At 71.1% G+C, this 25,520-nt stretch carries 28 protein-coding genes; 20 read left to right on the top strand and 8 right to left on the bottom strand.

All coding sequences use genetic code 11. From position 1 onward, the window contains the following. The first annotated feature begins 400 nt into the window (after positions 1–400). A complete protein-coding gene (locus DFR74_RS02930) occupies positions 401–1,591 on the top strand; it encodes a winged helix-turn-helix domain-containing protein (RefSeq protein WP_084538060.1) in 1,191 nt (396 codons plus the stop codon). 194 nt (positions 1,592–1,785) lie between these two features. Here the strand turns inward: DFR74_RS02930 and DFR74_RS02925 are convergent, their stop codons facing one another. Continuing rightward, a complete protein-coding gene (locus DFR74_RS02925; protein ID WP_067512962.1) occupies positions 1,786–2,283 on the bottom strand; it encodes a toxin-antitoxin system HicB family antitoxin in 498 nt (165 codons plus the stop codon). A 147-nt stretch (positions 2,284–2,430) separates the two neighbouring features. Here DFR74_RS02925 and dapA point away from each other — a divergent pair, with 147 nt between their 5' ends. Together dapA and DFR74_RS02915 are read left to right on the top strand one after the other, a co-directional pair. Continuing rightward, entirely contained in the window at positions 2,431–3,339 is a 909-nt protein-coding gene (gene dapA, locus DFR74_RS02920; RefSeq protein ID WP_067512964.1) for a 4-hydroxy-tetrahydrodipicolinate synthase, read from the top strand. Beyond that, entirely contained in the window at positions 3,336–5,432 is a 2,097-nt protein-coding gene (locus DFR74_RS02915; protein WP_113974922.1) for a ribonuclease J, read from the top strand. The genes dapA and DFR74_RS02915 overlap by 4 nt, the downstream gene beginning before the upstream one ends. Before the next feature lie 69 nt (positions 5,433–5,501). Here the strand turns inward: DFR74_RS02915 and DFR74_RS02910 are convergent, their stop codons facing one another. Both DFR74_RS02910 and DFR74_RS02905 read right to left on the bottom strand, forming a co-directional pair. After that, positions 5,502–6,059 (bottom strand): hypothetical protein, encoded by a 558-nt coding sequence (locus DFR74_RS02910; RefSeq protein ID WP_067514362.1) that lies wholly within the window; start codon positions 6,057–6,059, stop codon positions 5,502–5,504. 57 nt (positions 6,060–6,116) lie between these two features. After that, positions 6,117–6,485 carry a DUF4189 domain-containing protein gene (locus DFR74_RS02905; protein WP_084538223.1) on the bottom strand — a complete coding sequence of 123 codons (369 nt, stop codon included), beginning with the start codon at positions 6,483–6,485 and terminating at the stop codon, positions 6,117–6,119. A gap of 141 nt (positions 6,486–6,626) precedes the next feature. Between DFR74_RS02905 and DFR74_RS02900 the strand changes: the two genes are divergently transcribed. Both DFR74_RS02900 and DFR74_RS02895 read left to right on the top strand, forming a co-directional pair. Further along, a complete protein-coding gene (locus DFR74_RS02900) occupies positions 6,627–7,250 on the top strand; it encodes a TIGR03085 family metal-binding protein (protein WP_067514396.1) in 624 nt (207 codons plus the stop codon). A gap of 116 nt (positions 7,251–7,366) precedes the next feature. Continuing rightward, positions 7,367–9,937: a DNA translocase FtsK gene (locus DFR74_RS02895; protein WP_067514364.1), complete on the top strand. Its 2,571-nt coding sequence runs from the start codon at positions 7,367–7,369 to the stop codon at positions 9,935–9,937. A gap of 4 nt (positions 9,938–9,941) precedes the next feature. Here DFR74_RS02895 and DFR74_RS02890 read toward each other — a convergent pair whose 3' ends face one another. Further along, a complete protein-coding gene (locus DFR74_RS02890) occupies positions 9,942–10,616 on the bottom strand; it encodes a GAP family protein (protein WP_067514366.1) in 675 nt (224 codons plus the stop codon). A gap of 131 nt (positions 10,617–10,747) precedes the next feature. Between DFR74_RS02890 and DFR74_RS02885 the strand changes: the two genes are divergently transcribed. Beyond that, positions 10,748–11,752, top strand: coding sequence for a TerC family protein (locus tag DFR74_RS02885; RefSeq protein WP_067514368.1), 1,005 nt, complete (start codon positions 10,748–10,750; stop codon positions 11,750–11,752). Between the two features lie 43 nt (positions 11,753–11,795). On the opposite strand, the gene DFR74_RS02880 is transcribed toward DFR74_RS02885, so the two are convergent. Together DFR74_RS02880 and DFR74_RS02875 are read right to left on the bottom strand one after the other, a co-directional pair. Further along, on the bottom strand, positions 11,796–12,077 hold the full coding sequence (locus tag DFR74_RS02880) for a YciI family protein (protein WP_067514370.1): 282 nt from the start codon (positions 12,075–12,077) through the stop codon (positions 11,796–11,798). Positions 12,078–12,105: 28 nt separating this feature from the next. Then, positions 12,106–12,672 (bottom strand): amino-acid N-acetyltransferase, encoded by a 567-nt coding sequence (locus tag DFR74_RS02875; RefSeq protein WP_113974921.1) that lies wholly within the window; start codon positions 12,670–12,672, stop codon positions 12,106–12,108. 143 nt (positions 12,673–12,815) lie between these two features. On the opposite strand from DFR74_RS02875, the gene pgsA reads away from it, so the two are divergent. The 6 genes from pgsA (at position 12,816) to DFR74_RS35800 (ending at position 16,857) form a co-directional block, all read left to right on the top strand. Further along, on the top strand, positions 12,816–13,475 hold the full coding sequence (pgsA, locus tag DFR74_RS02870; protein ID WP_067514373.1) for a CDP-diacylglycerol--glycerol-3-phosphate 3-phosphatidyltransferase: 660 nt from the start codon (positions 12,816–12,818) through the stop codon (positions 13,473–13,475). Beyond that, positions 13,472–13,963: a CinA family protein gene (locus DFR74_RS02865; RefSeq protein ID WP_067514398.1), complete on the top strand. Its 492-nt coding sequence runs from the start codon at positions 13,472–13,474 to the stop codon at positions 13,961–13,963. The genes pgsA and DFR74_RS02865 overlap by 4 nt, the downstream gene beginning before the upstream one ends. Before the next feature lie 109 nt (positions 13,964–14,072). Continuing rightward, positions 14,073–14,504 (top strand): helix-turn-helix domain-containing protein, encoded by a 432-nt coding sequence (locus tag DFR74_RS02860; protein WP_067514377.1) that lies wholly within the window; start codon positions 14,073–14,075, stop codon positions 14,502–14,504. 192 nt (positions 14,505–14,696) lie between these two features. After that, positions 14,697–15,518 (top strand): PspA/IM30 family protein, encoded by an 822-nt coding sequence (locus DFR74_RS02855; RefSeq protein WP_067514379.1) that lies wholly within the window; start codon positions 14,697–14,699, stop codon positions 15,516–15,518. 146 nt (positions 15,519–15,664) lie between these two features. Beyond that, positions 15,665–16,567, top strand: coding sequence for a phage shock envelope stress response protein PspM (gene pspM / locus DFR74_RS02850; RefSeq protein ID WP_067514381.1), 903 nt, complete (start codon positions 15,665–15,667; stop codon positions 16,565–16,567). Between the two features lie 119 nt (positions 16,568–16,686). After that, positions 16,687–16,857: a hypothetical protein gene (locus DFR74_RS35800; protein ID WP_170160691.1), complete on the top strand. Its 171-nt coding sequence runs from the start codon at positions 16,687–16,689 to the stop codon at positions 16,855–16,857. 64 nt (positions 16,858–16,921) lie between these two features. Here DFR74_RS35800 and DFR74_RS02845 read toward each other — a convergent pair whose 3' ends face one another. Next, positions 16,922–17,509: a peptidylprolyl isomerase gene (locus tag DFR74_RS02845; protein WP_084538224.1), complete on the bottom strand. Its 588-nt coding sequence runs from the start codon at positions 17,507–17,509 to the stop codon at positions 16,922–16,924. A gap of 92 nt (positions 17,510–17,601) precedes the next feature. Between DFR74_RS02845 and DFR74_RS02840 the strand changes: the two genes are divergently transcribed. From DFR74_RS02840 to DFR74_RS02825, 4 genes are all read left to right on the top strand, one after another. Next, positions 17,602–18,309: a PIG-L deacetylase family protein gene (locus DFR74_RS02840; protein ID WP_067514383.1), complete on the top strand. Its 708-nt coding sequence runs from the start codon at positions 17,602–17,604 to the stop codon at positions 18,307–18,309. Positions 18,310–18,406: 97 nt separating this feature from the next. Beyond that, positions 18,407–19,570, top strand: a complete 1,164-nt coding sequence (locus tag DFR74_RS02835; protein WP_067514384.1) for a glycosyltransferase — start codon at positions 18,407–18,409, stop codon at positions 19,568–19,570. A 43-nt stretch (positions 19,571–19,613) separates the two neighbouring features. Beyond that, the gene (locus DFR74_RS02830) at positions 19,614–19,805 is read left to right on the top strand and encodes a DUF3046 domain-containing protein (RefSeq protein WP_067514385.1); all 192 of its coding nucleotides are present in this window, start codon (positions 19,614–19,616) and stop codon (positions 19,803–19,805) included. Continuing rightward, complete coding sequence (locus DFR74_RS02825) at positions 19,802–21,025, top strand: phosphotransferase (protein WP_232331935.1); 1,224 nt, start codon at positions 19,802–19,804, stop codon at positions 21,023–21,025. Before DFR74_RS02830 ends, DFR74_RS02825 begins: the two co-directional genes overlap by 4 nt. Before the next feature lie 7 nt (positions 21,026–21,032). On the opposite strand, the gene DFR74_RS02820 is transcribed toward DFR74_RS02825, so the two are convergent. Next, positions 21,033–21,548 carry a CGNR zinc finger domain-containing protein gene (locus DFR74_RS02820; protein WP_067514386.1) on the bottom strand — a complete coding sequence of 172 codons (516 nt, stop codon included), beginning with the start codon at positions 21,546–21,548 and terminating at the stop codon, positions 21,033–21,035. Positions 21,549–21,699: 151 nt separating this feature from the next. Here DFR74_RS02820 and DFR74_RS02815 point away from each other — a divergent pair, with 151 nt between their 5' ends. The 4 genes from DFR74_RS02815 (at position 21,700) to recX (ending at position 25,496) form a co-directional block, all read left to right on the top strand. Next, positions 21,700–22,161 carry a VOC family protein gene (locus DFR74_RS02815; RefSeq protein WP_067514388.1) on the top strand — a complete coding sequence of 154 codons (462 nt, stop codon included), beginning with the start codon at positions 21,700–21,702 and terminating at the stop codon, positions 22,159–22,161. A 35-nt stretch (positions 22,162–22,196) separates the two neighbouring features. Continuing rightward, positions 22,197–23,078: a pyridoxamine 5'-phosphate oxidase family protein gene (locus DFR74_RS02810; protein ID WP_067514390.1), complete on the top strand. Its 882-nt coding sequence runs from the start codon at positions 22,197–22,199 to the stop codon at positions 23,076–23,078. Between the two features lie 455 nt (positions 23,079–23,533). Next, positions 23,534–24,574: a recombinase RecA gene (recA, locus tag DFR74_RS02805; protein WP_067514807.1), complete on the top strand. Its 1,041-nt coding sequence runs from the start codon at positions 23,534–23,536 to the stop codon at positions 24,572–24,574. Between the two features lie 328 nt (positions 24,575–24,902). Beyond that, positions 24,903–25,496: a recombination regulator RecX gene (gene recX / locus DFR74_RS02800; RefSeq protein WP_232331961.1), complete on the top strand. Its 594-nt coding sequence runs from the start codon at positions 24,903–24,905 to the stop codon at positions 25,494–25,496. Positions 25,497–25,520 lie beyond the last annotated feature (24 nt).

Genomic DNA, 25,520 nt, shown 5'->3' with positions numbered 1-25,520 from the left:
CTTTCATGACGTCAGAGGAAGCGCGGCGCCCGACGCAGATCAGCCCGGCGGAAGGGCCCACCGCTCATGCAGTATCGAACGCTCGGACGCACCGGCGTCCGGCTCTGCTCGACCCGGCCCTCCGGAGGCGCTGAGAACGCCCTCGAACCGGTAGACGGACAGGTGCCTTTTCGCCGCGTTCCGTGATCGGCGCACCCGTCAGGGATGTTGCCGAACAGGCACCGGAGCACCGCAAGGGCCGGATCATCTGATCTCGGGACTCGGGTCGGTGGCCGTAGCGAATGCGCCGGGGCGTTTTCTGTCGGTGGGCTGACGTAGGGTGCGCGGCGTGGTGGGTATCGAGGTGGAGACGGTAGGGGGGTCGCGGGGGCGGCGTGGGGCGCCGAACGGTGGGAAGGGGGTGAGTGCTGCGGCTGCGCGGCGGATTGCGTTGGGGGCGCAGGGGTTTGGGAAGAGGAGGCCGGGGCGGGCTACGCGGCGGACCGTGCTGGATGTGGTGCGCAAGACGCAGGTGTTGCAGTTGGATTCGGTGTCGGCGGTGGTGCGGGCGCACTATGCGCCGGTGTTCAGCCGGATCGGGGCGTACGACCGGGCGTTGCTGGATGAGGCGGCGTGGAGTGATACCGCGCGCAGGCCGCGGCGGTTGGTGGAGTATTGGGCGCACGAGGCGGCGCTGATTCCGGTGGAGGACTGGCCGCTGATGCGGTGGCGGATGGAGAAGTACCGGCACGGGCGGTGGGCGGGGATGCGGGAGATCGTCGCGCGCAATCCCACGCTCGGCGACGACATTCTCGACGTGATCACCGAGGTCGGCGCGGCGACGGCGGGGGAGGTGGAGAAGCACCTGGAGATGGACAAGCCGCGGCCGAAGGGGTCGTGGTGGAACCTCAGCGATACCAAGATGATCTGCGAGCAGCTGTTCGCGGCGGGCGCGCTGTCGGTCGCGCGACGGGTCGGCTTCGCCCGGCACTACGACCTCGCCGAACGCGTGGTCGGGCCCGAGGTGATGGCGCGCGTGCCCGACGAGGCGGACGCCGTCCGCGAGCTGGTGCGCCGCGCCGCGACCGCGCTCGGCATCGCCACCGAACCGGACCTGCGCGACTACTACCGCCTGCACCGCAGCCAGACCGAACCCGCCCTCGCCGACCTGGTCGACGCGGGTGAACTCGAGCCGGTGACGGTGACGGGCTGGGACAAGCCCGCCTACCTGCACACGGCGGCGGCCACGCCCCGGCGCGTCGAAGGGGCGGCGCTGCTGTGCCCGTTCGATCCGCTCATCTTCTTCCGGCCGCGCACCGAGCGGATCTTCGACTTCCACTACCGCATCGAGATCTACACCCCCGAACCCAAACGGGTGCACGGCTATTACGTCTTCCCCTTCCTTCTGAACGGGGAACTGGTCGGCCGCGTCGATCTGCGCGCCGAGCGCGCCAACGGCCGCCTGCTGGTCCCGGGCGCGTTCGCCGAACCGGGCCGCGACACACCGGAAGTCGCCGCGGCGCTGCGTATTTCGCTGCGCGAGATGGCCGATTGGCTGGAGCTCGACGACGTGGTGATCGGCGAGCGCGGCGACCTGGCCCCGCTGCTGTGAACGCGGGCCGGGTCCGCGTCCGACGGATCCCGTCGGACAGATCCGTCGGCCACCTGGATCGCACGACGGGGACGTCGGGTGTCGAGGCGTTTCGCTGACCGCACTTGGGCCCCCTTCGACGGGACTCGACCACAGTGGCGCCGGCGCGAATCAGCGCATGTCGGGTGGACGGCGTCTGCGATCTGCCCGCGAGATCAGTCCTCCCGCTTGGTCTCCGGATCGCGCGTGGATTCCGTATCCCGCCATGGCCCCGGATCGCGGCGCGGCCCCGGCCCGCGCATCTGATCGCGCAGCGCCCCGTATACGGCGTTCGACATCCACGAGTTCAGCGAGACGCCGCTGGCCGCCGCGGCCTCCTCGGCCTTGGCCTTCATCTGCTCCACCAGGCGCAGGGTGACGCGGCTGATGTCGCCGGTCATCTCCTCGATGGTGGGCGGCTCGTCGGCGGTGGTGTTCTTGCGCACGTCCACGGTGGCGGCGGCGCCGTCCATGGTGACGCGCACGGTGCGATCCTCGAGCGCCGCGCTGACCTCGGCGGCGAGGTCGGAGAGCGCGGCGAGCAGGACCAGCCGCGCGGAGGATTCGGTCGCCGCGGCGAGCGCGGCGGCGGTGGCCTGGGTCTTCTCGTCACCGAGCGCGGCCGCGGCGATGAGGTTCTCGCGCAGCTGCGCGGTGTACTTGTCGAGTTCCATGACATCAGTGTGACGCCACGAATGATGTCACGCAAGGAAGTCGATGATGTCATTGTGATGTCGAACGGTGGCGGAGAACCCGCACGGACAGGCCGAACGGTGTCAGGGTGTCGAGCGCGATCAGGGGACCGGGTAGCCTTTTCGACCATGACGAACGGTGAATCGACGCCACCGGAGCTGCGTGCCTCCGGCACGGTTGGTGTCGCCATGGTGACCCCCTTCAGCGCCGACGGGAAGCTGAACGTCGACGCCGGAGTGGCGCTGGCCCACCGTCTCGTCGACCGCGGCGTCGATCTGCTCGCGATCTCCGGCACCACAGGGGAATCGCCCACCACCACCGAGTCCGAGAAGGCCGATCTGCTGCGCGCCGTCGTGGACGCCGTCGGCGACCGCGCCACCGTCATCGCGGGCGCCGGTACCTACGACACGGCGCACTCGATCGAACTGGCCCGCAACGCCCAGCGCGCGGGCGCGCACGGACTGCTCGTCGTCACCCCGTACTACTCGCGCCCCACCCAGGACGGGCTGATCGCGCACTTCACGGCCGTCGCCGACGCGACCGATCTGCCGGTCACCCTCTACGACATCCCGCCGCGCTCCATCATCCCGATCGGCCCCGAGGCGCTGCGCGTGCTGGCCGAACATCCGCGCATCGTCGCGGTGAAGGACGCCAAGGGCGATCTGAACGCGGGCGCGGAACTCATCGCCACCACCGGGCTGGCCTTCTACTCCGGCGACGATTCGCTCAACCTGCCGTGGTTGTCGATCGGCGCGACCGGATTCATCAGTGTCATCGGGCATCTGGTGCCCGAACGACTGCGCGAACTGCACGACGCCTACTCGGCGGGCGATGTGGCGCGCGCCAGGGACATCAACGCGAGTCTGGTCCCGCTCAACCACGCGATGGCGCGATTGGGCGGCGTCGCCATGACGAAAGGTGGTCTGCGCTTGCTCGGCATCGATGTGGGGGAACCGAGGCTGCCGCAGCTCATGCCGCCCACCGATCAACTCGACCGGCTGGCCGAGGATCTGCGTGTCGCGGGGGTGCTCGCATGAGTGACGGTCCGGCACCAGCCCGCCGCCCCCGCCGCACGGCAGCCCGCGCCGCGGGCGCACCCGAGCCGGCGCCCGCCACCCCGCCGCCCGCGGAACGTCGTGACGAGCAGGCCCCGGTCGCCGCGGAAACGCCGGCCGCCGGGCAATCCGCACCGGCAGCCGAGCAGCCCGCCGCTGAAAAGCCCGCCGCCGCAACGGAAGTGACGTCCTCGCGCGCGGAATCGGTGCGTCGCTCCGACCGCGCCAAGGCCACCCAGGCCAAGCAGGACCAGCCCAAGGCCGACGCCGAGCCCGCGCGCCAGAGCCGGGGCAAGCCCCAGGACTCCGGCCAGCAGGGCCGTCGCGGCGGTGGCCGCGGCCGCCCGTCCGGTCGCGGCCGCGATCAGGCGCCCGCCGAACCTCCCGTGGTCGCCGCGCAGGACCGCCTCGGCACCCCGCCGAAGCTGCCGAAGAACGGCCTGCGCATCTTCGCGCTCGGCGGCATCGGGGAGATCGGCCGCAACATGACCGTCTTCGAATACGGCGGCAAGCTGCTGATCGTGGACTGCGGCGTGCTGTTCCCCGAGGACCAGCAGCCGGGCGTCGACCTGATCCTGCCCGACTTCCGTCCCATCGAGGACCGGATGGCCGACGTGGTCGCCATCGTGCTGACCCACGGCCACGAGGACCACATCGGCGCGGTGCCGTTCCTGCTGAAGATGCGCGGCGACATCCCCGTCCTCGGCGCGAAGTTCACCCTCGCGCTGGTGGCGGCCAAGTGCCGTGAGCACCGCTTGCAGCCCAAGCTGATCCAGGTCGCCGAGGGCGAGACCACCGTGCACGGCCCGTTCGAGTGCGAGTACTTCGCGGTGAACCACTCGATCCCCGACGCGCTCGCCGTCGCCATCCGCACCCCGGCCGGGGTCGCGCTGCACACCGGCGACATCAAGCTGGACCAGTTGCCGCTGGACGGCAGGCTCACCGATCTGGCCGGCTTCTCCCGGCTCGGTGACGAGGGCGTGGACCTGTTCCTGGTCGACTCCACCAACGCCGAGGTGCCCGGCTTCGTCACGCCGGAACGCGAGATCGGCGGCGTGCTCGACACCGTCATCGGCAAGGCGCGCAGCCGCGTGATCGTGGCGTCGTTCGCCAGCCACGTGCACCGCATCCAGCAGGTGGTCGACGTGGCGCAGAAGTACGGGCGCCGGATCTGCTTCGTGGGCCGCTCGATGGTCCGCAACATGCAGATCGCGCAGGATCTGGGCTACCTGACCGTGCCCGACAATATCGTCGTCGATCTCGATCAGGCCGCCACCCTGCCCGGCGACAAGCTGGTGCTCATCTCCACCGGCTCGCAGGGCGAACCGCTCTCGGCGCTGTCGCGGATGGCCCGCGGCGACCACCGCCAGATCAACATCCGCCCCGACGATCTGGTGGTGCTGGCCTCCTCGCTGATCCCGGGCAACGAGAACTCGGTGTTCGCCGTGGTCAACGGGCTGGCCCGGCTGGGCGCGACCGTCATCACCCAGCAGAACGCGAAGGTGCACGTCTCCGGTCACGCGTCCGCGGGCGAGCTGCTGTACCTGTACAACGCGGTGCGGCCCACCAACGCCATGCCGGTGCACGGCGAGTGGCGGCACCTGCGCGCCAACGCGGCGCTGGCCGTCGCGACCGGTGTGCCCGAGGAGCGCGTGGTGCTGGCCGAGGACGGCGTGGTGGTCGACCTGGTCGACGGCATCGCGACCATCGTGGGCCGGGTGCCGGTCGGTCACGTGTACGTGGACGGGCTCTCGGTGGGCGACGTGGGCGAGTCCACGCTGTCGGATCGCCTGGTGCTCGGCGAGGGCGGTTTCATCGCCATCACCGTGGCCATCGACTCCACCACCGGCAAGGCGGTGAGCACCCCCGAGGTGAGCGGGCGCGGCTTCTCCGACGATCCGACCGCCCTGTCGGCCGCCGCCGAACTCGTGGAGGCCGAACTGCTGCGCCTGGCGGGCGAGGGCGTCACCGACACCCACCGCATCGCCCAGTCCGTGCGTCGCGTGGTCGGCCGCTGGGTGGCCGACACCTACCGCCGCCGCCCGATGATCGTGCCCACCGTCATCGGCGTCTGACCCCCCGCACACGCGAGAAGCGCCGGAAGGCAATGCCTTCCGGCGCTTCTCATGTCGTCACGACGGGCGTTACTGCGCCTGGCAGGCCGCCGAGTCGAGCTTCGCGGCGCGCACGATATTGCAGGTGAACTGGTGCGACACCTTCCAGGTGTCGCCCTCGGCCACGAACTCGACGAAGGAGTTCTCCACCGGCTGGCCGCCGATGGTGACATCCGCGTCGGCCTTCAGCTTGCCTTCGCTCGGGTCGCCGACGTTGGTGATCTGCACCGTCACGTCGTTCTGCTTGGCCGCCTCGACCAGCTTGTCGACCAGCTGGGGGTCGCGCTCGGCGTCCTGGATCCAGGAGATCTTCTCCTCGGTGCCGACCGACGGGTCGAACGCCTTGTTGATGCGCTCGTTGAGCTCCTCGACCGTCGGCTTGGGCAGGTTCGGCGGCGTGGTGGTGGCGGGCGCCTCGCCCTCCACCGTGGCCTCCTCGCTCTTGCCCTCCTCGAACTGACCCGCGGGCGAGGTGGTGGCCGCGGAGCCGGTGGACGAGTCGTCGTCGGAGCTGCTGCACGCGCCCAAGGCGAGTGCCGACGCGGTCGCCACCAGGGCGATCGCGGCGCGAATCGAACGGTTCTTCACGTGATTCCCCTGTTTGGAAGTGAGTCGCGGTCCGGTGCCGGACGCGAAGGTGTCGGACTACAGCGAGTAGCCGGAGGTGCAGCGCCAGTCGACGACCCAGCCGCCGGACAGGCGGCCCAGCGCGGCCGAGCGGGCGGCGGAGTAGCTGGCGCGCGCGGCGCCGCTCCAGTACGACCGGTTGCTGGCGAGCACGCCGCAGCCGTTGGTCCACGACACCAGCGTGTAGCAGCCCGCGCCGCACACGCCCACGGCGGCGTTCTCGGCCTCGGCGTAGCTGCCGTAGTTGTTGGCGATGCCGTAGGCGCCGCTGCGCGACACGGCGATCGCACCGTAGTACCCGTACTGGGCTTCCGCGGCCGGCGCGGTCACCAGCATCGAACCGACCGTCGCCACGATGACCGCGGCGGCGGTGAAGAACTTCTTCAAGACGAATCCCCTTCTGGAAAGGTCCACGACCCTATGGACGAGTGACAAGCTACCGAGCAACGCCGTAGGAAGCCAGTCCGAAACTCGCGAATCGCGTTTTCGGCCTGTCTCCACGGCGCCGCCGTGGGATATGTTCTGCGCGTGAGCATGGCACAGCGAGAGCGCTCGGACCTGGTGGACGCGATGAACGTGGCGGGTCCCGACGCGGCGACCCTGTGCGGCGAATGGACCGTGCGCGATCTGGCGGCGCACCTGATCGTCCGGGAGCGCAGGCCCGACGCCGCTCCCGGCATCCTGCTGAAGCCGTTCGCGGGCTACCTGGCATCCGTGCAGGACAAGGTGGCGCGCAAGCCCTTTCCCGAGCTGCTGGAGCTGGTGCGCACCGGTCCGCCGTGGTGGTCGCCGCTCAAGCCCGTGGACGCGCTGGCGAATCTGAGCGAGATGTTCATCCACCACGAGGATGTGCGCCGCGCCGAACCCGGTTGGGCGCCGCGCGAACTCGCCGCCGCCGACGAGGAGAAGCTGTGGCGGCTGGTGCGCCGCGTCGGGAAGATGGCCTACCGCGCCTCGCCCGTCACGGTCGTGCTCCGTACGCCGGGCGGGGAGACGGTCACCGCGAAGCGGGTGGCCGAGCCGGTGGTGAGTCTGGTCGCCGCGCCGTCGGAACTGCTGCTGCATGCGTTCGGCCGCGATCAGGTGCGGTTGGAGACCGAGGGCGATCCGGACGCGATCCGCACCGTGCTCAGCTTGGACCGTTCGGTCTGAAACCGCGCCGTTCCGCGTCGCGAGCGGCCGATTTCGGGCCCGACCGGGGCGATTGGGACGGACGATACGTGTGTTGCGGATGGTGGGAATGGGGCGCTTCCCGCTAGCCTGGGTCCATGGCAGGTAAGTCCCGCGGCACCACGACACCTCGTGCGCGGGCGGGATCGACCCGGGGGAGGACCACCGCGGCGCGCTCTCGTTCCGCCACACCGCGCCGTGGCACGGCCGCGCGCGGACGTCCCGCGCCCGCCCGCAGGCCCGCGCGCCGGGCGTCGAACACCGCGCCACTCGCGGTGTTCAAACGCAGCGTCACCGGCGGCTGGACCATGCTCGCGCGCGGCGTCGGCGCCACCACCCGCACGCTCAGCCGCGCGGGCGAGATCGAACACGGCCACCGCCGCGACGGCATCGCGCTGGGACTCATCGCGCTCAGCGGCGTCATCGCCGCGGCGGTGTGGCTCTCGGCGGGCGGCCCGATCGGACGCTGGGTGGAGGAGGCGATCCGCGCGGTCTCCGGATCCGCGTCGGCCGCGCTGCCGTTCGTCGCGACGGGCATCGCCGTCATCCTCATGCGCACCGAACCGCATCCCGAGATCCGGCCGCGCCTCGTGCTGGGCGGGCTGCTCGTCGGGTTGCCGCTGCTGGGCATCTGGCATCTGGCGGCGGGCGCGCCCACCGACGCGCACGGCCGTTCCCGCGCCGCCGGTTTCGTCGGATTCGTCATCGGCGGACCGCTGGCCGACGGGCTCACCGCCTGGCTGGCGGTGCCGATTCTGGTGCTGGCCATCGTCTTCGGCGTCCTGCTGCTCACCGGCACCACCGTGCGCGAGGTGCCGCAACGCTTGCGCGAATACTTCGGCACCGCCGCGGGCGGTGACGAATACGGCGAATTCGCGCCCGAGCGCGGCGAATTCGACCCGGCCGACTACGACCCCGAGGGTTTCCCGGTGCGTCGCACCGCCTCCCGCCGCCGCGGCCGCACGCCCGACGAGAACTACCCGCCCGACGAGTTCGGCGGCTCCGACGAGGTCACCGAGGTGCTGGGCGAACCGCCGCTGCGCGACGCCAAACCCATCGCCGCCGAACCGCCTCCGGCGCCCCCGAAGCCGAAGAAGAAGCCCGCGCCCAAGGTCCAGGACCAGACTCCGCCGCCCCCGAAGGAGCCGGAGTTCGTGGCGGACCGCGTCATCGAGGGCGACTACACGCTGCCGCCGCTGAGCCTGCTCACCGACGGCGATCCGCCCAAGAAGCGCAGCGCCGCCAACGAATCGATGATCGAGGCGATCACCGAGGTGCTGGTGCAGTTCAAGATCGACGCGGCGGTCACCGGATTCGTGCGCGGCCCGACGGTCACCCGCTACGAGGTGGAGCTCGGGCCCGGCGTGAAGGTCGAGAAGATCACCGCGCTGGCCCGCAATATCGCCTACGCGGTGGCCACCGAGAACGTGCGGCTGCTCGCGCCGATCCCCGGCAAGTCGGCGGTCGGCATCGAGGTGCCCAACTCCGACCGCGAACTGGTGCGCCTGGCCGATGTGCTCAAGGCGCCCTCCACCCGCAACGACCACCACCCGCTGGTGATCGGTCTCGGCAAGAACATCGAGGGCGAGTTCGTCTCGGCGAACCTGGCCAAGATGCCGCACCTGCTCGTCGCGGGTTCCACCGGCTCCGGTAAGTCCAGCTTCGTGAACTCCATGCTGGTCTCGCTGTTGCAGCGGGCCACGCCGGAGGAGGTCAGGATGATCCTGATCGACCCGAAGATGGTGGAACTCACGCCCTACGAAGGCATTCCGCACCTGATCACGCCCATCATCACCCAGCCGAAGAAGGCCGCCGCCGCGCTGGCCTGGCTGGTGGAGGAGATGGAGCAGCGCTACCAGGACATGCAGGCCAACAAGGTGCGCCACATCGACGACTTCAACAAGAAGGTGAAGTCGGGCGCCATCACCGCCCCGCTGGGCAGCGAGCGCGTCTACCGGCCCTATCCGTACATCCTGGCCATCGTGGACGAGCTGGCCGACCTCATGATGACCGCGCCGCGCGATGTGGAGGACGCGATCGTGCGCATCACGCAGAAGGCGCGCGCGGCGGGCATCCACCTGGTGCTGGCCACCCAGCGGCCGTCGGTGGACGTGGTGACCGGCCTGATCAAGACGAACGTGCCGTCGCGGCTGGCGTTCGCGACGTCCTCGCTCACCGACTCGCGCGTCATCCTGGACCAGCCCGGCGCCGAGAAGCTGATCGGCATGGGCGACGGTCTGTTCCTGCCGATGGGCGCGGGCAAACCCACCCGCCTGCAGGGCGCGTTCATCAGCGACGAGGAGATCCACGGCGTCGTCGACTTCGCCAAGAACCAGGCCGAGCCGGACTACCAGGAGGGCGTCACCGCGGCCAAGGCCGGCGAGAAGAAGGACGTCGATCCCGATATCGGCGACGATCTCGAATTGCTGGTCCAGGCGGTCGAACTGGTGGTCACCTCGCAGTTCGGCTCCACGTCGATGTTGCAGCGCAAACTGCGCGTCGGGTTCGCCAAGGCCGGGCGGCTCATGGACCTCATGGAGACGCGCGGCGTGGTGGGGCCCAGCGAGGGGTCCAAGGCCCGCGACGTGCTGGTCAAACCCGACGAACTCGACGGTGTGCTGTGGTCGATCCGCGGCGGCGGGGACGAGGCGCCCGAACCCGAGGAGTGAGCGCTCACCACAGGTGGGTGTGGTGGATCAGCGCGTCCACCAGCAGGGCGATGCCGAAGAGCGCGAACAGGATGCGCACCGACGCCGGGCCGTAGCGGGTCATCCCGCGCAGGACGGCCCGGTAGGCGCGGCGGGTGCGCCGCGTGTCGCGGGCGGCCAGCGCGAGCACCAGTAGCGGCAGCGAGAGCGCCAGCACGCAGTAGACGACGATGATCGCGGGCCACCCCGGCGGCTGGCGGGCGGAGAGCATCGCCAGACCGGCCAGGTACGGCACCGCCGTCGGCGCCTGCGCCAGGCCGATGGCCATCCCGACGAGCGCGAGCACCCAGGGGCGCCTGCGGGCGCGCACGGCCCACGCCGGTGGCTCGCGCACCGAACCCGCGGGCAGCGCGGCCAGCGCCAGCAGCACCGCGGCGGCCACCAGTTCACCCCGGTAGCGAATGGCGGGCGTCATCCGGAAATCGACCAGCTCGGTGAGCCAGCCGATGCCGAGCACGGTCAGGATGCCGAACGCGGTGGTCATCGCGAACACGCCCGCCACGAAGCTCAGCCCGCCCGGCAGCGGTGAGCGGCGGGCCAGCTTGCTGTCGGCGACCACGGCCGCCGTGACGCCCACCAGCAGCAGGTCCAGGGAATCCAGGAAGGCGAATCCGGCGAGCGCCAGGAGCAAGGTCGACATGACGCCACCGACCTTACGGGGGCGGCAGGTGTGTGTGGAATCATGGGGCGGCAACGACCCCGCAAGCCGACACGAACGGACAAATCGGGCAGTATGGCCGTCATGACCACCAACTCCGACAGGGCCGCGATATGCAGGTGACCGCACTCGTCTGGGTGATCACGATCGCGGTGATCCTCGGGCTGTTCGTCTTCGACTTCTTCGCGCACGTCCGTACGCCGCACGAGCCGACCTTCCGCGAATCCGGCTTCTGGTCGGCGTTCTACATCGCGTTGGCGCTGGCCTTCGGCGGGATCGTCGCCTGGCAGTGGGGCTCGACCTACGCCGGGGAGTACTACGCCGGTTTCGTCACCGAGAAGGCCCTCTCGGTGGACAACCTGTTCATCTTCCTCATCATCATGACCACGTTCGCGGTGCCGCGGATCTACCAGCAGAAGGTGCTGCTCATCGGCATCGTGCTGGCGCTGGTCATGCGCGGTGTCTTCATCGCGATCGGCGCCGCCGCCATCAACGCCTTCAGTTGGGTGTTCTACCTGTTCGGCGCGTTCCTGATCTATACGGCCGTGAACCTGCTGCGCGAGAGCGGGCACGAGGTGGAGGCCGAGGAGAAGCGCGACAGCCGCATCGTCGCGCTCGCCAAGCGCTATCTGCCGACCACCGAGGAGTACCACGGCGACAAGCTGGTCGTGCGGATCGACGGCAAGCGCGTGGTGACCCCGCTACTGCTGGCGCTGCTGGCCATCGGCTTCGCCGACCTGCTGTTCGCGCTGGACTCCATCCCCGCGATCTACGGCCTCACCCAGGAGCCGTACCTGGTGTTCACCGCCAACGCGTTCGCGCTCATGGGCCTGCGTCAGCTGTACTTCCTGATCGGCGGCCTGCTGGACCGCCTGGTGTACCTGTCCTACGGTCTGTCGGCCATCCTGGCGTTCATCGGCATCAAGCTGGTGCTGCACGCGCTGCACGAGAACACGCTGCCGTTCATCAACGGCGGTGAGCACGTGAAGGTCCCGGAGATCACCACCCCGGTGTCGCTGAGCGTGATCCTCGGCATCCTGGTGATCGCCACCGTGGCCAGCCTGATCAAGACCAGGGGCAAGGCCGCGTCCTCGACCTCGACCAAGTCCGAGTCCTAGCCGCAGGGTGCGCGCCCGGCCTCGCGCCGGGCGAGCGTCCGCGTCAGGCGAACGCGCCCATCACCGGCTTCCACTCGACGGCGCGGACCGCGTCGATGAGGTTCTCCCTGGCGAACGGGTCGTGCGCCAGCAACTCCTCGAGCGTGGCCGCGTCGTCGGCGCGGAAGAGCAGCAGCGCGCCGGAACCGTCCGGGTACGGGCCGGTGGAGAGCACCGTGCCCGCCTCGACGAGCCCGTTCAACCAGGCCCGGTGCTCGGGGCGGTGGGTGTCGCGGGCCGCGACGGTGGCCTCGGAGTAGGTGTAGTGGACGGCGAAGATCGGCACGGCTTTCGCTTTCTCGAACGGGGGGATCTCAGAGGGTGAGCAGCATGCGGGTGTTGCCGAGAGTGTTCGGTTTCACATAACTCAGGTCGAGGAACTCGGCGACGCCGGTGTCGTAGGACCGGCACATCTCGGCGTAGACCTCGGCGGTGACCGGGGTGCCGTCGATCTCGGCGAACCCGTGCCGCGCGAAGAACTCCACCTCGAAGGTCAGCACGAACAGCCTGCGCAGCTCCAGTTCCCGTGCCACCGCGATCAGCCGCCGCACGATCAGCTTGCCCACGCCGGCGCCCTTGACGTCGGGGTGCACCGCCACGGTGCGCACTTCGCCCAGATCGGCCCACAGCACGTGCAGCGCGCCACAGCCGACCACACGGCCGTCCCACTCGGCGACCCAGAACTCCTGCACCGCCTCGTAGAGCGTGACCAGGTTCTTCTCCAGCAGGATACGGCCCGCGTACACGTCGACCAGGCTCTTGATCTGCGGAACGTCAGAGGTTCGCGCTCGTCGCACGACGGGGCCCGCGCCAGGCGCGGCGGCTGCCGCGCTCGGATACGTGTCGCTGGTCGGACCACCTGCCGGTCCCCGAGAGGTCATGGGGTGCACAGTAGTCGGCCGGGTTACCGATAGTCTGATTGTGTGCCGCACATCCTGTCGTTCCGCTCACCGCATCGCGCCGGGGTAGCGCCGACGGATGTGCGCGTGGTCGTTTCCGCGACGCTCGCGTGCGGGGCGGGGGCATGAGCGTGCAGCCGGAGGAAATCGATCGGGGCTGGCCCGAGGCGGGTCTGCGGCGTCCGGAGGCGTCCGGCGTCGCGGCGGAGACGCCGGTCCCGCTGCTCAATATCGCCAACGTGCTCACCATGGCGCGCATCGCGATCGTGCCGCTGTTCGTGCTCGCGCTCTTCGCGGGCGGCGGGCACGACACCGCCTGGCGGATCACCGCCACCGCGCTGTTCGCCTTGGCCGCCATCACCGACCGCTTCGACGGTCAGCTGGCCCGCAAGTACGGGCTGGTCACCGATTTCGGCAAGCTCGCCGACCCGATCGCCGACAAGGCGCTCATCGGCGCGGCCCTCATCGGGCTCTCCGTGCTGGGCGATGTGCCCTGGTGGATCACCCTCGTCATCTGCGGCCGCGAACTGGGCATCACGCTGTTGCGGCTGCTGGTGGTGCGGCGCGGGGTGATCCCGGCCGGGCGCGGCGGCAAGCTCAAGACGCTGGTGCAGTCTGTCGCCATCGGGGTGCTGCTGCTGCCGCTGGCCGGCGGTTTCGCCACCGCGGGCATGGCGCTGATGTACGTGGCGGTCGCGCTCACCGTCGTCACCGGGCTCGACTACGTCGGCCAGGCCGCGCGGGTGTGGTTCGCGGGCGGATCGGCGCGGAACCGCGCCGCATGACCGATCCGCTCACCACCGGCACCGACGCGGCCGAGCTGGTGCGCGCGCTCACCGCGACGGGCCACACCGTGGCCACCGCCGAATCGCTCACGGCGGGCCTGGTGGCCGCGACCGTCGCCGGGGTGCCCGGGGCCAGCAAGGTGCTGCGCGGCGGGCTCGTGGTGTACGCCACCGACCTCAAACACACCCTCGCCGACGTCGGCGCCGACCTGCTCGCCACCGAGGGACCGGTGTCGGCGGGCGCCGCCGAACAGCTCGCGGCGGGCGCCAGGGCCCGCTGCGGCGCCGACTGGGGGATCGGCCTGACCGGCGTCGCCGGACCCGATATCCAGGACGGGCATCCGGTGGGCACGGTGTTCCTCGGCCTGTCCGGACCGTGGCACTCCGAGGTGATGCGGTTGCAACTCCCGGGCGACCGGTGGACGATCAGACACACCGCGACCCGCGTCGCGGTGCGGGAACTGCTGCGGTGCGTTCAGGGCGGCTGAGTTTCGCGGGAACCATCGCGGCACCCCGGCACGTTGTGCTGGAAAGAACGGTGCACGCGTGGCCTGCCCTCGGGGCGGCGCCGGGCGATCGGGAGCGAAGGAGATCGACATGACGCTGCTGCGAGAGGCGATCGGGGACAGTCTGCGGCGTGCTCGTCTCGCCCAGCACCGAACCCTGCGCGAGGTGTCCACCTCCGCGCGGGTGAGCCTCGGCTACCTGTCCGAGGTCGAACGGGGCCGCAAGGAGGCCTCCAGCGAGCTGCTGGCGGCCATCTGCGCGGCGCTGGACGTGCCGCTGTCGCGCGTGCTGTGGGACGTGAGCACGGTGATGGCGGGTGCCGACGGACCACCCGTGGAGGAGGCCGCCGCGGTGCCGGAGGCCGAGCGCAGCGAGGCCCCCGCCCCCGCCGAGGCCGCGGGCGAGCCCGCCGCCGCGACCATGTCCGCGGGCGCCGACGCCCGCCACCGGATCGCCGAGGAGACCAGGATCGTCATCCCGGCCCCCAAGGCCGACATGCTGGTCCTGGTGAAGAGCAACTGAGCGAATACGCCCGCTCGCGGGCAACGCTGCGGGCGGGCGCCGAAAACGGCTAGATTCTGTAGTAGGCGTCGATCGGGCCGGGTTGCTCCGGTCCGGCTGCCGCATGGTGGAGGATAGGCAATAACCGGGCGCGCGAAAGTCGCGGGCCCCGGCCGCGTCAAGCGGTACATCAGATGGAGGCGGGATCAATCGATGGCTAATCCGTTCGTCAAGGCCTGGAAATACCTGATGGCCCTCTTCGACTCCAAGATCGAGGAGCACGCGGATCCGAAGGTGCAGATCCAGCAGGCTATCGAGGAAGCCCAGCGGCAGCACCAGGCCCTCTCACAGCAGGCCGCGTCGGTCATCGGCAACCAGCGTCAGCTGGAGATGAAGCTGAACCGCCAGCTCGACGAGGTCGAGAAGCTCAACGCCAACGCGCGCCAGGCGGTGCTGCTGGCCGACCAGGCCGCGGCCGCGGGCGACACCGAGAAGGCGATCCAGTACACCAACGCGGCCGAGGCCTTCGCCGCGCAGCTGGTCACCGCCGAGCAGTCGGTGGAGGACCTCAAGGTGCTGCACGACCAGTCGCTGCAGGCCGCCGCGCAGGCCAAGAAGGCGGTCGAGCAGAACGCGATGCTGTTGCAGCAGAAGGTCGCCGAGCGCACCAAGCTGCTCAGCCAGCTGGAGCAGGCCAAGATGCAGGAGCAGGTCTCGGCCTCGCTGCAGCAGATGGACTCCACGCTGTCCGCGCCCGGCACCACCCCGAGCCTGGACGCGGTGCGCGAGAAGATCGAGCGCCGCTACGCCAACGCGCTGGGTTCGGCCGAGCTGGCGCAGAACTCGGTGCAGGGTCGCATGATGGAGGTCCAGCAGGCCAGCATCCAGATGGCCGGGCACAGCAAGCTCGAGCAGATCCGCGCCTCCATGCGCGGGGAGTCGCTGCCCGCGGGCGGCCAGCAGCAGGCCGCGCCCACCCAGGTCAACCCCGCGGCCGCCCCGCACCTGAACAAGGGCCAGGCCGCCCAGCAGTAGGCAGTTCGATCGAGAAGGGACCGGCGCGGTGGACGACGCGAACCGGCGCACCCCCCGGCGGGCGAGCTTGTCATGCCCGTCGGTGCGCACCGCCCGGCCCGCCGTCGGCCGCGCGACGTCCCCGCTCGCAGGTGTGAGGTAGAAGCATGAGCCGCAAGCGAACTCCCGCCCGCGCCTGGCAGGCGCCCGCGCCGCATCCCGGGCAGTTCGGCATGCCGAACGGGTCGCTGCCGGAGACGCTGCGCGATATGGGGGAGCATGCGCTCGTCGCGGTGCGCCGATGGGCCGATCCCCGGGAGCGAGAGCTGCGCAAGCGCCGCCGGGCCCGCCGCCGCAGCTACCAGCTCGGCACCGTCTCCGGCCTCACCACCGCGGGAACCGTTGGGCTGGTGGTGATCTCGGCGCCCGCCTGGGCCGTGGTGGTTCTCGGTGGCGGCGCTGTCGCGCTGGTCACCGGCACCGCCCTCAGCGCCCGCCGCTACCTGCGCCTGCGGCGATCCCCGCTGCCGCAGGCGGCGTTCGTCCCCCGCAAACAACCTCCGCTGCGCTCGGCCGCCCGCGCGCCGATCACCCGCCTGATCGGCGTCGAACGGGCGATGCACGGCCTCGTCGCCCAGATCGCCGCCAGCCACCGGCTCCCCGAGGACGAACTCACCGAGATGGTCGAGACCGCCGCCTCCGGCGCCGCCGCGCTGCACGCCCTGGCCTCCGACATCGTCGGCATGGAACGCGCCATCGCCTCCCTCGGCCACACCAACCCGCAGGCCGTGCAGGCGCTGATCGGCAACGTGCGCTTCGCACTCGGCCGCATCGAGGCGGGCATCGCCGAATACGAGCAGGTGGTCGCCGCCGCGGGCCGGGTGCTGGCGGTGCCGGAGAGCAGCGTCGTGGCGCACCGCTTCGACGGGATCGTGGCCGAACTGCGCGACGCCGCCGACCGTCTCGACGGCTGGGCGCAGGCGCTCACCGAGGTCGCCGACAGCACCGCCGTCGCCGCGCCGAACCTGTCCACCCTCGGGTACCGCACGGAGCGCCCGCTCTCGGGGTGAACCCTGAAATGCACCCCCATATCGCTGTTGACCTGGTGATTTCTGCCGCCCGGGGTGTCAGCATGGAGGTGTCGGATCGCCGGTGGGGCGCTTCGAGCGAAACGTCCAGGAGGCTGGAAATGCTGTGGAAGATCATCGGAGTCGTCGCGGTCGTCTGGATCGCCCTGGCCATCATCGGTGCGCTGATCAAGGGGCTGTTCCCGATCCTGGTGATCAGCGCCGTGGTGTTCGGCCTGTACCTGCTGTACAAGGCGGTGTCGGGCTCGGACAATTCGGCCAGCAAGCTGTAGACCGCGAAAAGCCAACGGGCCGTACCACCTCCATCGAGGAGGGGCACGGCCCGTTTCCGTGTGACTAGAGCTGACCGCTCTCGGCGATGACGACCTCGCGGGTGGGCTGCCCGGACTCCGAACCGGCCTGCTCGACGGCGGTCACCACGTCCAGGCCCTCGACCACGGTGCCGAACACCACGTGCTTGCCGTCCAGCCACGGGGTGGCGGCCGTGGTGATGAAGAACTGCGAGCCGTTGGTGCCGGGGCCGCGGTTGGCCATGCTCAGCACGCCGGGGCCGGTGTGGGTGAGCTGGAAGTTCTCGTCGCGGAACGTGTCGCCGTAGATGCTCTTGCCGCCGGTGCCGTCACCGTTGGTGAAGTCACCGCCCTGCGCCATGAAACCCGGGATGATCCGGTGGAACTTCGACCCCTTGTACCCGAAGCCGCGCTCCCCGGTGGCCAGCGCCCGGAAGTTCTCCGCCGTCTCGGGCACCACGTCGGAACGCAGCTCGATCACCACGCGCCCGGCCGGGGCGCCGTCGACGGTCAGATCGAAGAACACCCGGGGCAGCGCGTCGGCCTTGGCCGGGGTGGCGGTGAGCGGACCGGAGGCGAACAGGGCCAGGAGCGCGACGCCGAGGACGAGGGCGGCGCGAGTGAGCTTGGTCATGGCCCCACTGTCTACCGCACCCGGGTGGCGCGCGCGACACTCGGTCGGACATTCTCGGCCGGAGGCCTCGCGCCGGCGTGTTGAATGGGTCCATGGAGCAGCTTCCGGAGGACTGGCAGCGTGGTCTGGTGATCGCGGCGCATCCCGACGACATCGAGTACGGCCCGGCGGCCGCCGTCGCGCGCTGGACGAGTCAGGGCAAGGACATTCGCTATCTGCTCGTCACCAGCGGCGAGGCGGGGATCGCCGGCTTGCCGCCCGCCGAGGCGGGCCCGTTGCGCGAGGCCGAGGAGATCGCCTCGGCGAAGGTGGTGGGCGTGCCCGAGGTCGAATTCCTCGGCTATCCGGACGGCCGGATCACCGAGAGCCTGGCACTGCGCCGCGATCTGGCCGCCGCCCTGCGCAGGCACCGCCCGGAGATGGTCGTGCTGGGGCATTTCGGCAACACCTGGGCGCCGGGCATCGCCAACAGCGCCGACCATCGCGCCGTCGGGCGGGCCGCGCTGGACGCGGTGTCCGACGCCGGGAACGAGTGGATCTTCCCGGAACTGGCCGAGCTGGCGCCCTGGTCGGCGCGCTGGGCCGCGGTGGCGGGCCCGGTCGTGACGCACGCGGTGGACGTCACCGACCACATCGGCGCGGCCTACGCCTCGCTCGCCGAACATCGCCGCTACCTGGAAGCGCTGAGCCCCGAACCCGTGGCCGACCAGGTGCGCGCCGTCGTGGACCGGTCCACCGGACCCAAGGAGGGATTCCCGGCCGAGCGGGCGGTCGGCTTCGAGCTGTATTACTTCGGGTGAGCGGCGCGCGGAACGCGAAACCGCTTGTGGCGGTGGGTCGTATTCCCGTCCGGACGGGCCTTCCCGCCGAGGTGCGGCCATGTGGCAGGCTGGGCGGATGCGTGTAGCCGTGGTTGCCGGTCCCGATCCGGGACATGCCTTTCCGGCGCTGGCGCTGTGCGAGCGGTTCCTGGCCGCCGGTGACGACCCCGTGCTGTTCACCGGTCCGCGCTGGTTCGACCAGGCCAGGGACGCGGGCATCGCCGTGCGCAGGCTCAAGGGTCTCGCGCCGCGCCCGGTGGACGACGACGGCGACGCCGGGCGGCGCATCCACGAGCGGGCCGCGCACATCTCCACCGAGATCCTGCCCGACCTGAGCGCGATGCTGCCCGAACTCGTCGTCTCCGACGTGCTCACCGCGGGCGGCGGGATGGCCGCCGAACGCCTGGGCGTGCCCTGGGTGGAACTGTCCCCGCACCCGCTCTACCAGCCGTCGAAAGGGTTGCCGCCCATCGGGAGTGGGCTCGCGCCGGGGGAGGGACTGCGCGGGCGGATGCGCGACGGCGCGCTGCGCGCGATGACGGCGCGCGCCATCCGCAACGGGTTGCGGCAGCGGGCGAGAGCGCGGGAGGGCGTGGGCCTGCCCGCCGAGGACCCGGGTCCGGCGGCGCGCCTGCTCGCCACCCTGCCCGCCCTCGAGGTGCCGCGCCCGGACTGGCCCGAGAACGCCCACGTGGTGGGGCCCCTGCTGTGGGAGCCGACCGAGCACGAACTGGCGCTGCCCCCGGGCGACGAGCCGCTGGTGATGGTGGCGCCCTCCACCGCGCACACCGGCGTCGCGGGGATGACCGAGACCGTGCTGGCCGGGTTGGACGGCGCGGGCGTGCGGGTGGCGATCTCGATGATCGACACCCCGCCCGCCGACCTGCCGCCGTGGGCGACGGCCGGGCTCGGCCGCCAGGACCGGCTGCTCACCCACGCGGCGGTGGTGGTGGGCGGCGGCGGCCACGGACTGCTGGCGAAATCGCTGCTCGCCGGCGTGCCCGTGGTCACGGTGCCCGGCGGCGGCGACCAGTGGGAACTCGCCAATCGTGCCGCGCGCCAAGGCAGTTCGATCGTCGTGCGCCCGCTGACCGCCGAGTCGGTCCGCGCGGCCGTGCAGGAGATGCTGGACCACCCGCGCTACACGGCCGCCGCCGAGGCCGCCGCGCTGAGCAACGCGGAGGTGGCCGACCCGATCGAGATCTGTCACCGGGTGGTCGAGAGCGTCCGGGCGTCCTGAACCGCCGGGGCGCACCCGCGCGGACGCGAGTATCTTGAATACGGTGCGGTTGACCGAGTTCCAGGAACTGATGCACGGCGAGTTCGGGGTGGCGCGCGGGGACGCCCTGCTGGCCGACCATGTGATCCCCAGCCTCGGCCGGACCGGCGCCGACGCCATCGAATCCGGGGTCGATCCCCGCGACGTGTGGCGGGCGCTGTGCGCCGAGTTCGACGTCCCGAAGGCGCGCTGGTGACCGCGGACCGGGTCGCCGAGCGGCGTCCGTACCGCCTGGACGAGCGGTTGCGCATGGTGCCCGTGGACCCGGAGGGCTTGGCGGTCCGGGTCGCCAAGGCGAACCCGCACGACTTCGCGAGTTTCCGCCAGACCGGACTGGAACTGATGCTGCTCGGCAGGCACGACGCGGCGCTGGACCACCTGGACCGGGCCGCGGAACTGGCCGTCACCGACCGCCAGCGGATCTCGGTCTGGATCAACCTGGCCGACGTGCACCGCTACCGGGGCGCCGCCCCCACCGCCGAGATCCTGTACCGGCGCGCCGTCGAGGCCGCGCGCGACGCCGGCGACGAGGAGGCGCTGTCCTTCGCCGCCCAGCATCTGGGCAAGGCACTGGCCGAACAGGGCCGCGCCGCCGAGGCGCGCGCACTGCTCAATGAGGCGCTGCGCCTGCGTCTCTCCGAAGGCGACGCCGAACTCATCGAATCCACCCGCACCGCCCTGGAGAACCTGGCCGAGCTGGTGATCCCCCTGCCCGCCGCGGTGACCGAGCTGCTGGGAGAGAACCCGGCCCACTCCGACGAGCACGAGGGGCTCAGCGGTGGCGTGGTCCGGGTGAACGGCACGTACTGGCTCAAGCGCGGCCCGCACGCGGTGGCCGAGCACGACCGGCTGATCTGGTTGCGCGGGCGGGGGATTCCGGTGCCGGAGGTGGCGGTGTTCGCCGAGGACGTGCTGGTGCTCGCCGACGCGGGCGCCCCCAGTCTGGCCGTCGCGCCCGGCGATTCGCCGGGCGCGGCCATGGGCGAGGTGCTGCGCCGGTTGCACGCGCTGCCGGTGTCGGAGTGCCCGTTCGACGGCAGGCTCGACGTGACGCTGAACCTCGCGCGCAGGCAGGTCGTGGAGGGACTGGTCGACCCCGCCGACTTCGACGCCGACAACGCCGCGCTCACCCCCGAGGAGATCCTGGCCCGGCTGGTCGCCGAGCGCCCGGCCACCGAGGACCTGGTGGTGGCGCACGGCGATTTCACCCCGCCCAACGTGCTGGCGGGCGGAACGCTGCTGGACGTGGGCGCGCTCGGTCTCGCCGACCGCTACCGCGATCTGGCGCTCGCCGAACGCGACCTGCGCGAGGATTTCGGCCCGGCCGAGGTGGACGCGTTCTTCGCCGCGTACGGCCTGACCGATCCGGACCAGGTCCGCCTGGACTACTACCGCCTGCTCGACGAAGTGTTCTGAGCGGGACTCACGGTTTCCTGGCGTAGTGCCGCGCCGCCTTGGTGCGGTTGCCGCAGGTCGTCATGGAATGCCAGCGCCGGGTGCCGTTGCGCGAGGTGTCGTAGAAGAACAGCACGCACTGCGGGTGCGCGCACTGCCGGATGCGCTCGGGCGCTTCGGCCAGTAGCGAGAGCAGGTTCTCGGCGGCCAGCCAGGCCGGCAACCACCACTGTCGCGGCACGTCGGGCGTGCTTGCGGGCCCGTTCTCGGTGAGCGATCGGCGCAGGCGTCCGTGCTCGAGCACGGCGTTGAGGCCGGCGTGGTCGGCGTCCACGACGGTGGCGTGCACGGCGTCGCGGGCGGTGCGCACGGCGGTGAGCGTGCGCACGTCGGCGGGGAGCTCGCGCAAGCCCGCCGCGTCGAGCCAGACGCGCAAGCCCGCCACGTCGGTGAGCAGGTCGCGCGGGCCGGTCTCGTCGATCCAGCGCGTGTTCAACAGGTCCAGTGCGAGGGGTTCGCCGACGTGCGGACGCGGATCGAGCATGCCTGAGGGTAACGAGCGGCCGGCGGGTGTTTCGGCCACCACCGTTCTTCTAACCTCCTAAAACCATTTCAACGGTTGACGCACGGGGAGCTCGCGCGCTACGGTTATAACCGTTCAACAATCATACAACGGTTATAACCTCGGAGGAATCATGACCGCAGTGGCCGCACCCCAGCTCGCGACCGGGCACGTGGGGCTCAACGTCTCGGACCTGGATCGGTCGGTGGCGTTCTATCGCCGCGCGCTCGGCTTCGACGAACTCGGCGCGGGCGGGGAGGGCACGCGGCGCTTCGCCTTCCTCGGTGCCGACGGCAAGCTGCTGCTCACGCTGTGGCAGCAGTCCGAGGGTGAGTTCTCCACGGCGACACCGGGACTGCACCACCTGTCGTTCCAGGTCGACGACATCGATCAGGTGCGCGCCGTGGAGGCCACGCTGCGCGAGTTGTCGGTGCGCTTCGCCTACGACGGCGTCGTCGCACACGGGGAAGGCGCGGCCTCGGGCGGCATCTTCTTCGCCGATCCCGACGGCATCCGGCTCGAGGTGTACGCGCCCGGCGGCGCCGAGGCCGCGCCCGCACCCAGCGGCGCCGCGCCCACCTGCGGCTTCTTCTGAGCGACCGGACCCGCACGCCCGGAAGGGGATTCGTGATGACGCCGTTCCACGCCGGCGAGCTCGCGGTGCAGCGCCGGATGGCGCAGGCCGACATCGCGGTGAAAGTGGCCCGCACGATCCGCACGGGCGTGCCGCCGGTCGCGGCGGAGTTCCTGGCCGCGCAGCCGATGGTGGTGCTCGGCGCCGCCGACGGCGCGGGGCGGCTGTGGGCGAGTCAGCTCACGGGGCCGTCCGGCTTCGTCCGCACGACGGGGGAGGACGCCCTCGCGGTGGACGCGCGTCCCGCGGACGGGGATCCGCTGGCCGAGGTGCTCGCGGGCCCCGCGCCGGTCGGCATGATCGCGCTGGAGCCGAGGCGGCGCAGGCGGATGCGCGTCAACGGGCACGCCGTCCCCGACGGGACGGGCCTGCTGATCACCACCGACCAGGTGTACTCGAACTGCCCGAAGTACATCTCGCGCAGGGAGATCGAGGACTATCGGCCGGGGGAGTCGTCCCCGGTTGCGCGTGGCACCGAACTCGACGCCGCGCAGCGCGCCGCCGTCGCGGCCGCGGATACCTTCTTCATCGCCAGCGCCGACGAAGACGGCAACGCGGACGCTTCGCATCGCGGCGGCAATCCGGGCTTCCTGCAAGTGCTTTCGCCGACCGAGCTGCGCTGGCCCGACTATCGCGGCAACTCCCTGTTCATGACGCTCGGCAACCTCGCCGTGCGCCCGGAATGCGGCCTGCTGATCCCGGACTGGACCACCGGAGGCGCGCTCCAGCTCACCGGCACCGCCGAGATCCGTTGGGAGACAGGTCTGTTCACGGCGGGTGCGCAGTGCGTGGTCGACTTCACCGTCACCGGTGTGGCCGCCGTCGCGACGGGCCCGTTGCGCTGGGGGCCGCCCGAGCTGTCGCCGGTCAATCCGTGAACGCCGGGTGGGCGCACGCCCGCCGCGGTTGTCGATGAGTTCTGCCGGTCCCCGGGCGGCGGGGCGGCCCGCGCCGTGCACGTGTGCGGGGTGGTCCGCCGGACCGACGGATCGCAACCGCGTCCGGGAGTGTCGTGGGCGCGTGTCGTTCGACCGCGCTGCTGCCGGGCGCGCGGCGCTGTTCGCGGGGCGTGCCGTGGGCGCGCGGGTCGTCCGGTCGGCGAGGTCGCCCGGCATCTCGCGGGTGCCGCGTGACCCGGGTGCGTGGGTCCTCGAGGGGCGGGGCGGTCCCGTCCGCGCGGGGTCCGGAACCGCGCCGCGTGTCGCCGGGCGCGTCGCTTGACTCGAACACTTGTTCGTCTAATGTGGTCATCGGAACTTGTCGGTGCCGCCCTCTAATGTGGGCGCCAACCACAGATCGAGAGACTCACCCGGCGAGAAGGGGATCGAAGGACATGGCACCACAGGCGTACGACCGCGACAAAGCGCTCGAACTGGCACTGGCCCAGGTGGAGAAGAGCTTCGGCAAGGGCGCGGTGATGCGGCTCGGCGAGGAGGCCCGCCAGCCCATCTCGGTGATCCCGACCGGGTCCATCGCGCTGGACGTGGCGCTGGGCATCGGCGGCCTCCCGCGCGGCCGCGTCGTCGAGATCTACGGCCCGGAATCCTCGGGTAAGACCACCGTCGCGCTGCACGCAGTGGCCAACGCCCAGGCGGCGGGCGGCGTCGCGGCGTTCATCGACGCCGAGCACGCGCTCGACCCCGACTACGCCCGCAAGCTCGGCGTCGACACCGACGCGCTGCTCGTCTCCCAGCCCGACACCGGTGAGCAGGCGCTCGAGATCGCCGACATGCTGGTCCGCTCCGGCGCCATCGACATCATCGTCATCGACTCGGTGGCCGCGCTCGTGCCGCGCGCCGAGATCGAGGGCGAGATGGGCGACAGCCACGTCGGCCTGCAGGCCCGCCTGATGAGCCAGGCGCTGCGCAAGATGACCAGCGCGCTCAACAACTCCGGCACCACCGCCATTTTCATCAACCAGCTGCGCGAGAAGATCGGCGTGATGTTCGGCTCGCCCGAGACCACCACCGGCGGCAAGGCGCTGAAGTTCTACGCCTCCGTGCGCCTGGACGTGCGCCGCATCGAAACCCTCAAGGACGGCAGCGACGCGGTCGGCAACCGCACCCGCGTCAAGGTCGTCAAGAACAAGGTGTCGCCGCCGTTCAAGCAGGCCGAGTTCGACATCCTGTACGGCCACGGCATCTCCAAGGAGGGCTCGCTCATCGATATGGGTGTCGAGCAGGGCTTCATCCGCAAGTCCGGCTCCTGGTACACCTACGAAGGCGACCAGCTGGGCCAGGGCAAGGAGAACGCCCGGAAGTTCCTGCTGGACAACACCGATGTGCGCGACGAGATCGAGAAGAAGATCAAGGAGAAGCTCGGAATCGGCGCGGATGTGACCGCCGACGCGGCCGAGGTGCCCGCCGATTTCTGAGTCCACCCCCTGCCGGCGTCCCCGTCGCGCCGATCGGCCCGCCCCCGGGCAGGCCGATCCGGTGCAGGATATGCGGCGCCGACTGCACGAACTCCTGTCCGCCGGACCCGTGGATACCACGGAGAACCGTTCCGGCGCACGGGAATCGGGACCTGTCCGGTCGGTCGAAGGTGGTTCGGCCGATGCGGACTTCCTGGGAGCCCGGTCGAGTTCGCCCGATCCGCAGCGGGCGGACTCGACCGGGGCCCCGTCCCGGAACGCGCGGCGAGGACGCTCCCGCCGCGGCGACTCCCGGTCCGGCGCGTCCGCGCGCGGCCGGGTGGGCCCGGTGGCGGCCGGGTCCGAGGGGGACGCGTGGGAGACGGAGGCGGGCGCGAGCCGGTCGACGTCGGAGCGCGCCCCCGTCGGCGGGACGGTCGAGCAGGCGAAAGAGGCGTGTCTGCGCCTGCTCGCCGTCCGCGCCCGCAGCCGTGCCGAACTGCTGAATCGCCTGGCGGCCAAGGGGTTCACCGTCGAGGTCGCCGAATCCGCCGTCGCGCGACTCGCCGAGGTCGGCCTGGTGGACGACGCCGCCTTCGCCGAACAGTGGGTGCACGCCCGGCACACCTTCTCCGGTAAGGGGCGCCAAGCCCTCGCCCAGGAACTGCGCCGCAAGGGCGTGGCCCAGGAAGACGCCGCACCCGCCCTCGCCGCGATCTCCACCGACGACGAACAGGCCCGCGCCACCGATCTGGTCCGTCGCAAACTCCGCACCCTGCCCCGGGACCTGGACCGCGACAAGGCGATCCGCCGCCTCGTCGGCATGCTGGCCCGGCGCGGCTACAGCCAATCCACCGCCTACACCGTCGTCAAAGCCGAACTCGCCGCCGCCGACCACGAACCGGCTGATCCGCACGGCCTGGACGACCTCGGCGAACCCTGACGACGGCACGGCTCACCCCGGCGC

The sequence above is a fragment of the Nocardia puris genome, assembly GCF_003315035.1.
Taxonomy (GTDB): domain Bacteria; phylum Actinomycetota; class Actinomycetes; order Mycobacteriales; family Mycobacteriaceae; genus Nocardia; species Nocardia puris.
Note: the sequence above shows the minus strand (reverse complement) of the source record. Positions and strands in the feature narration are given on the sequence as shown.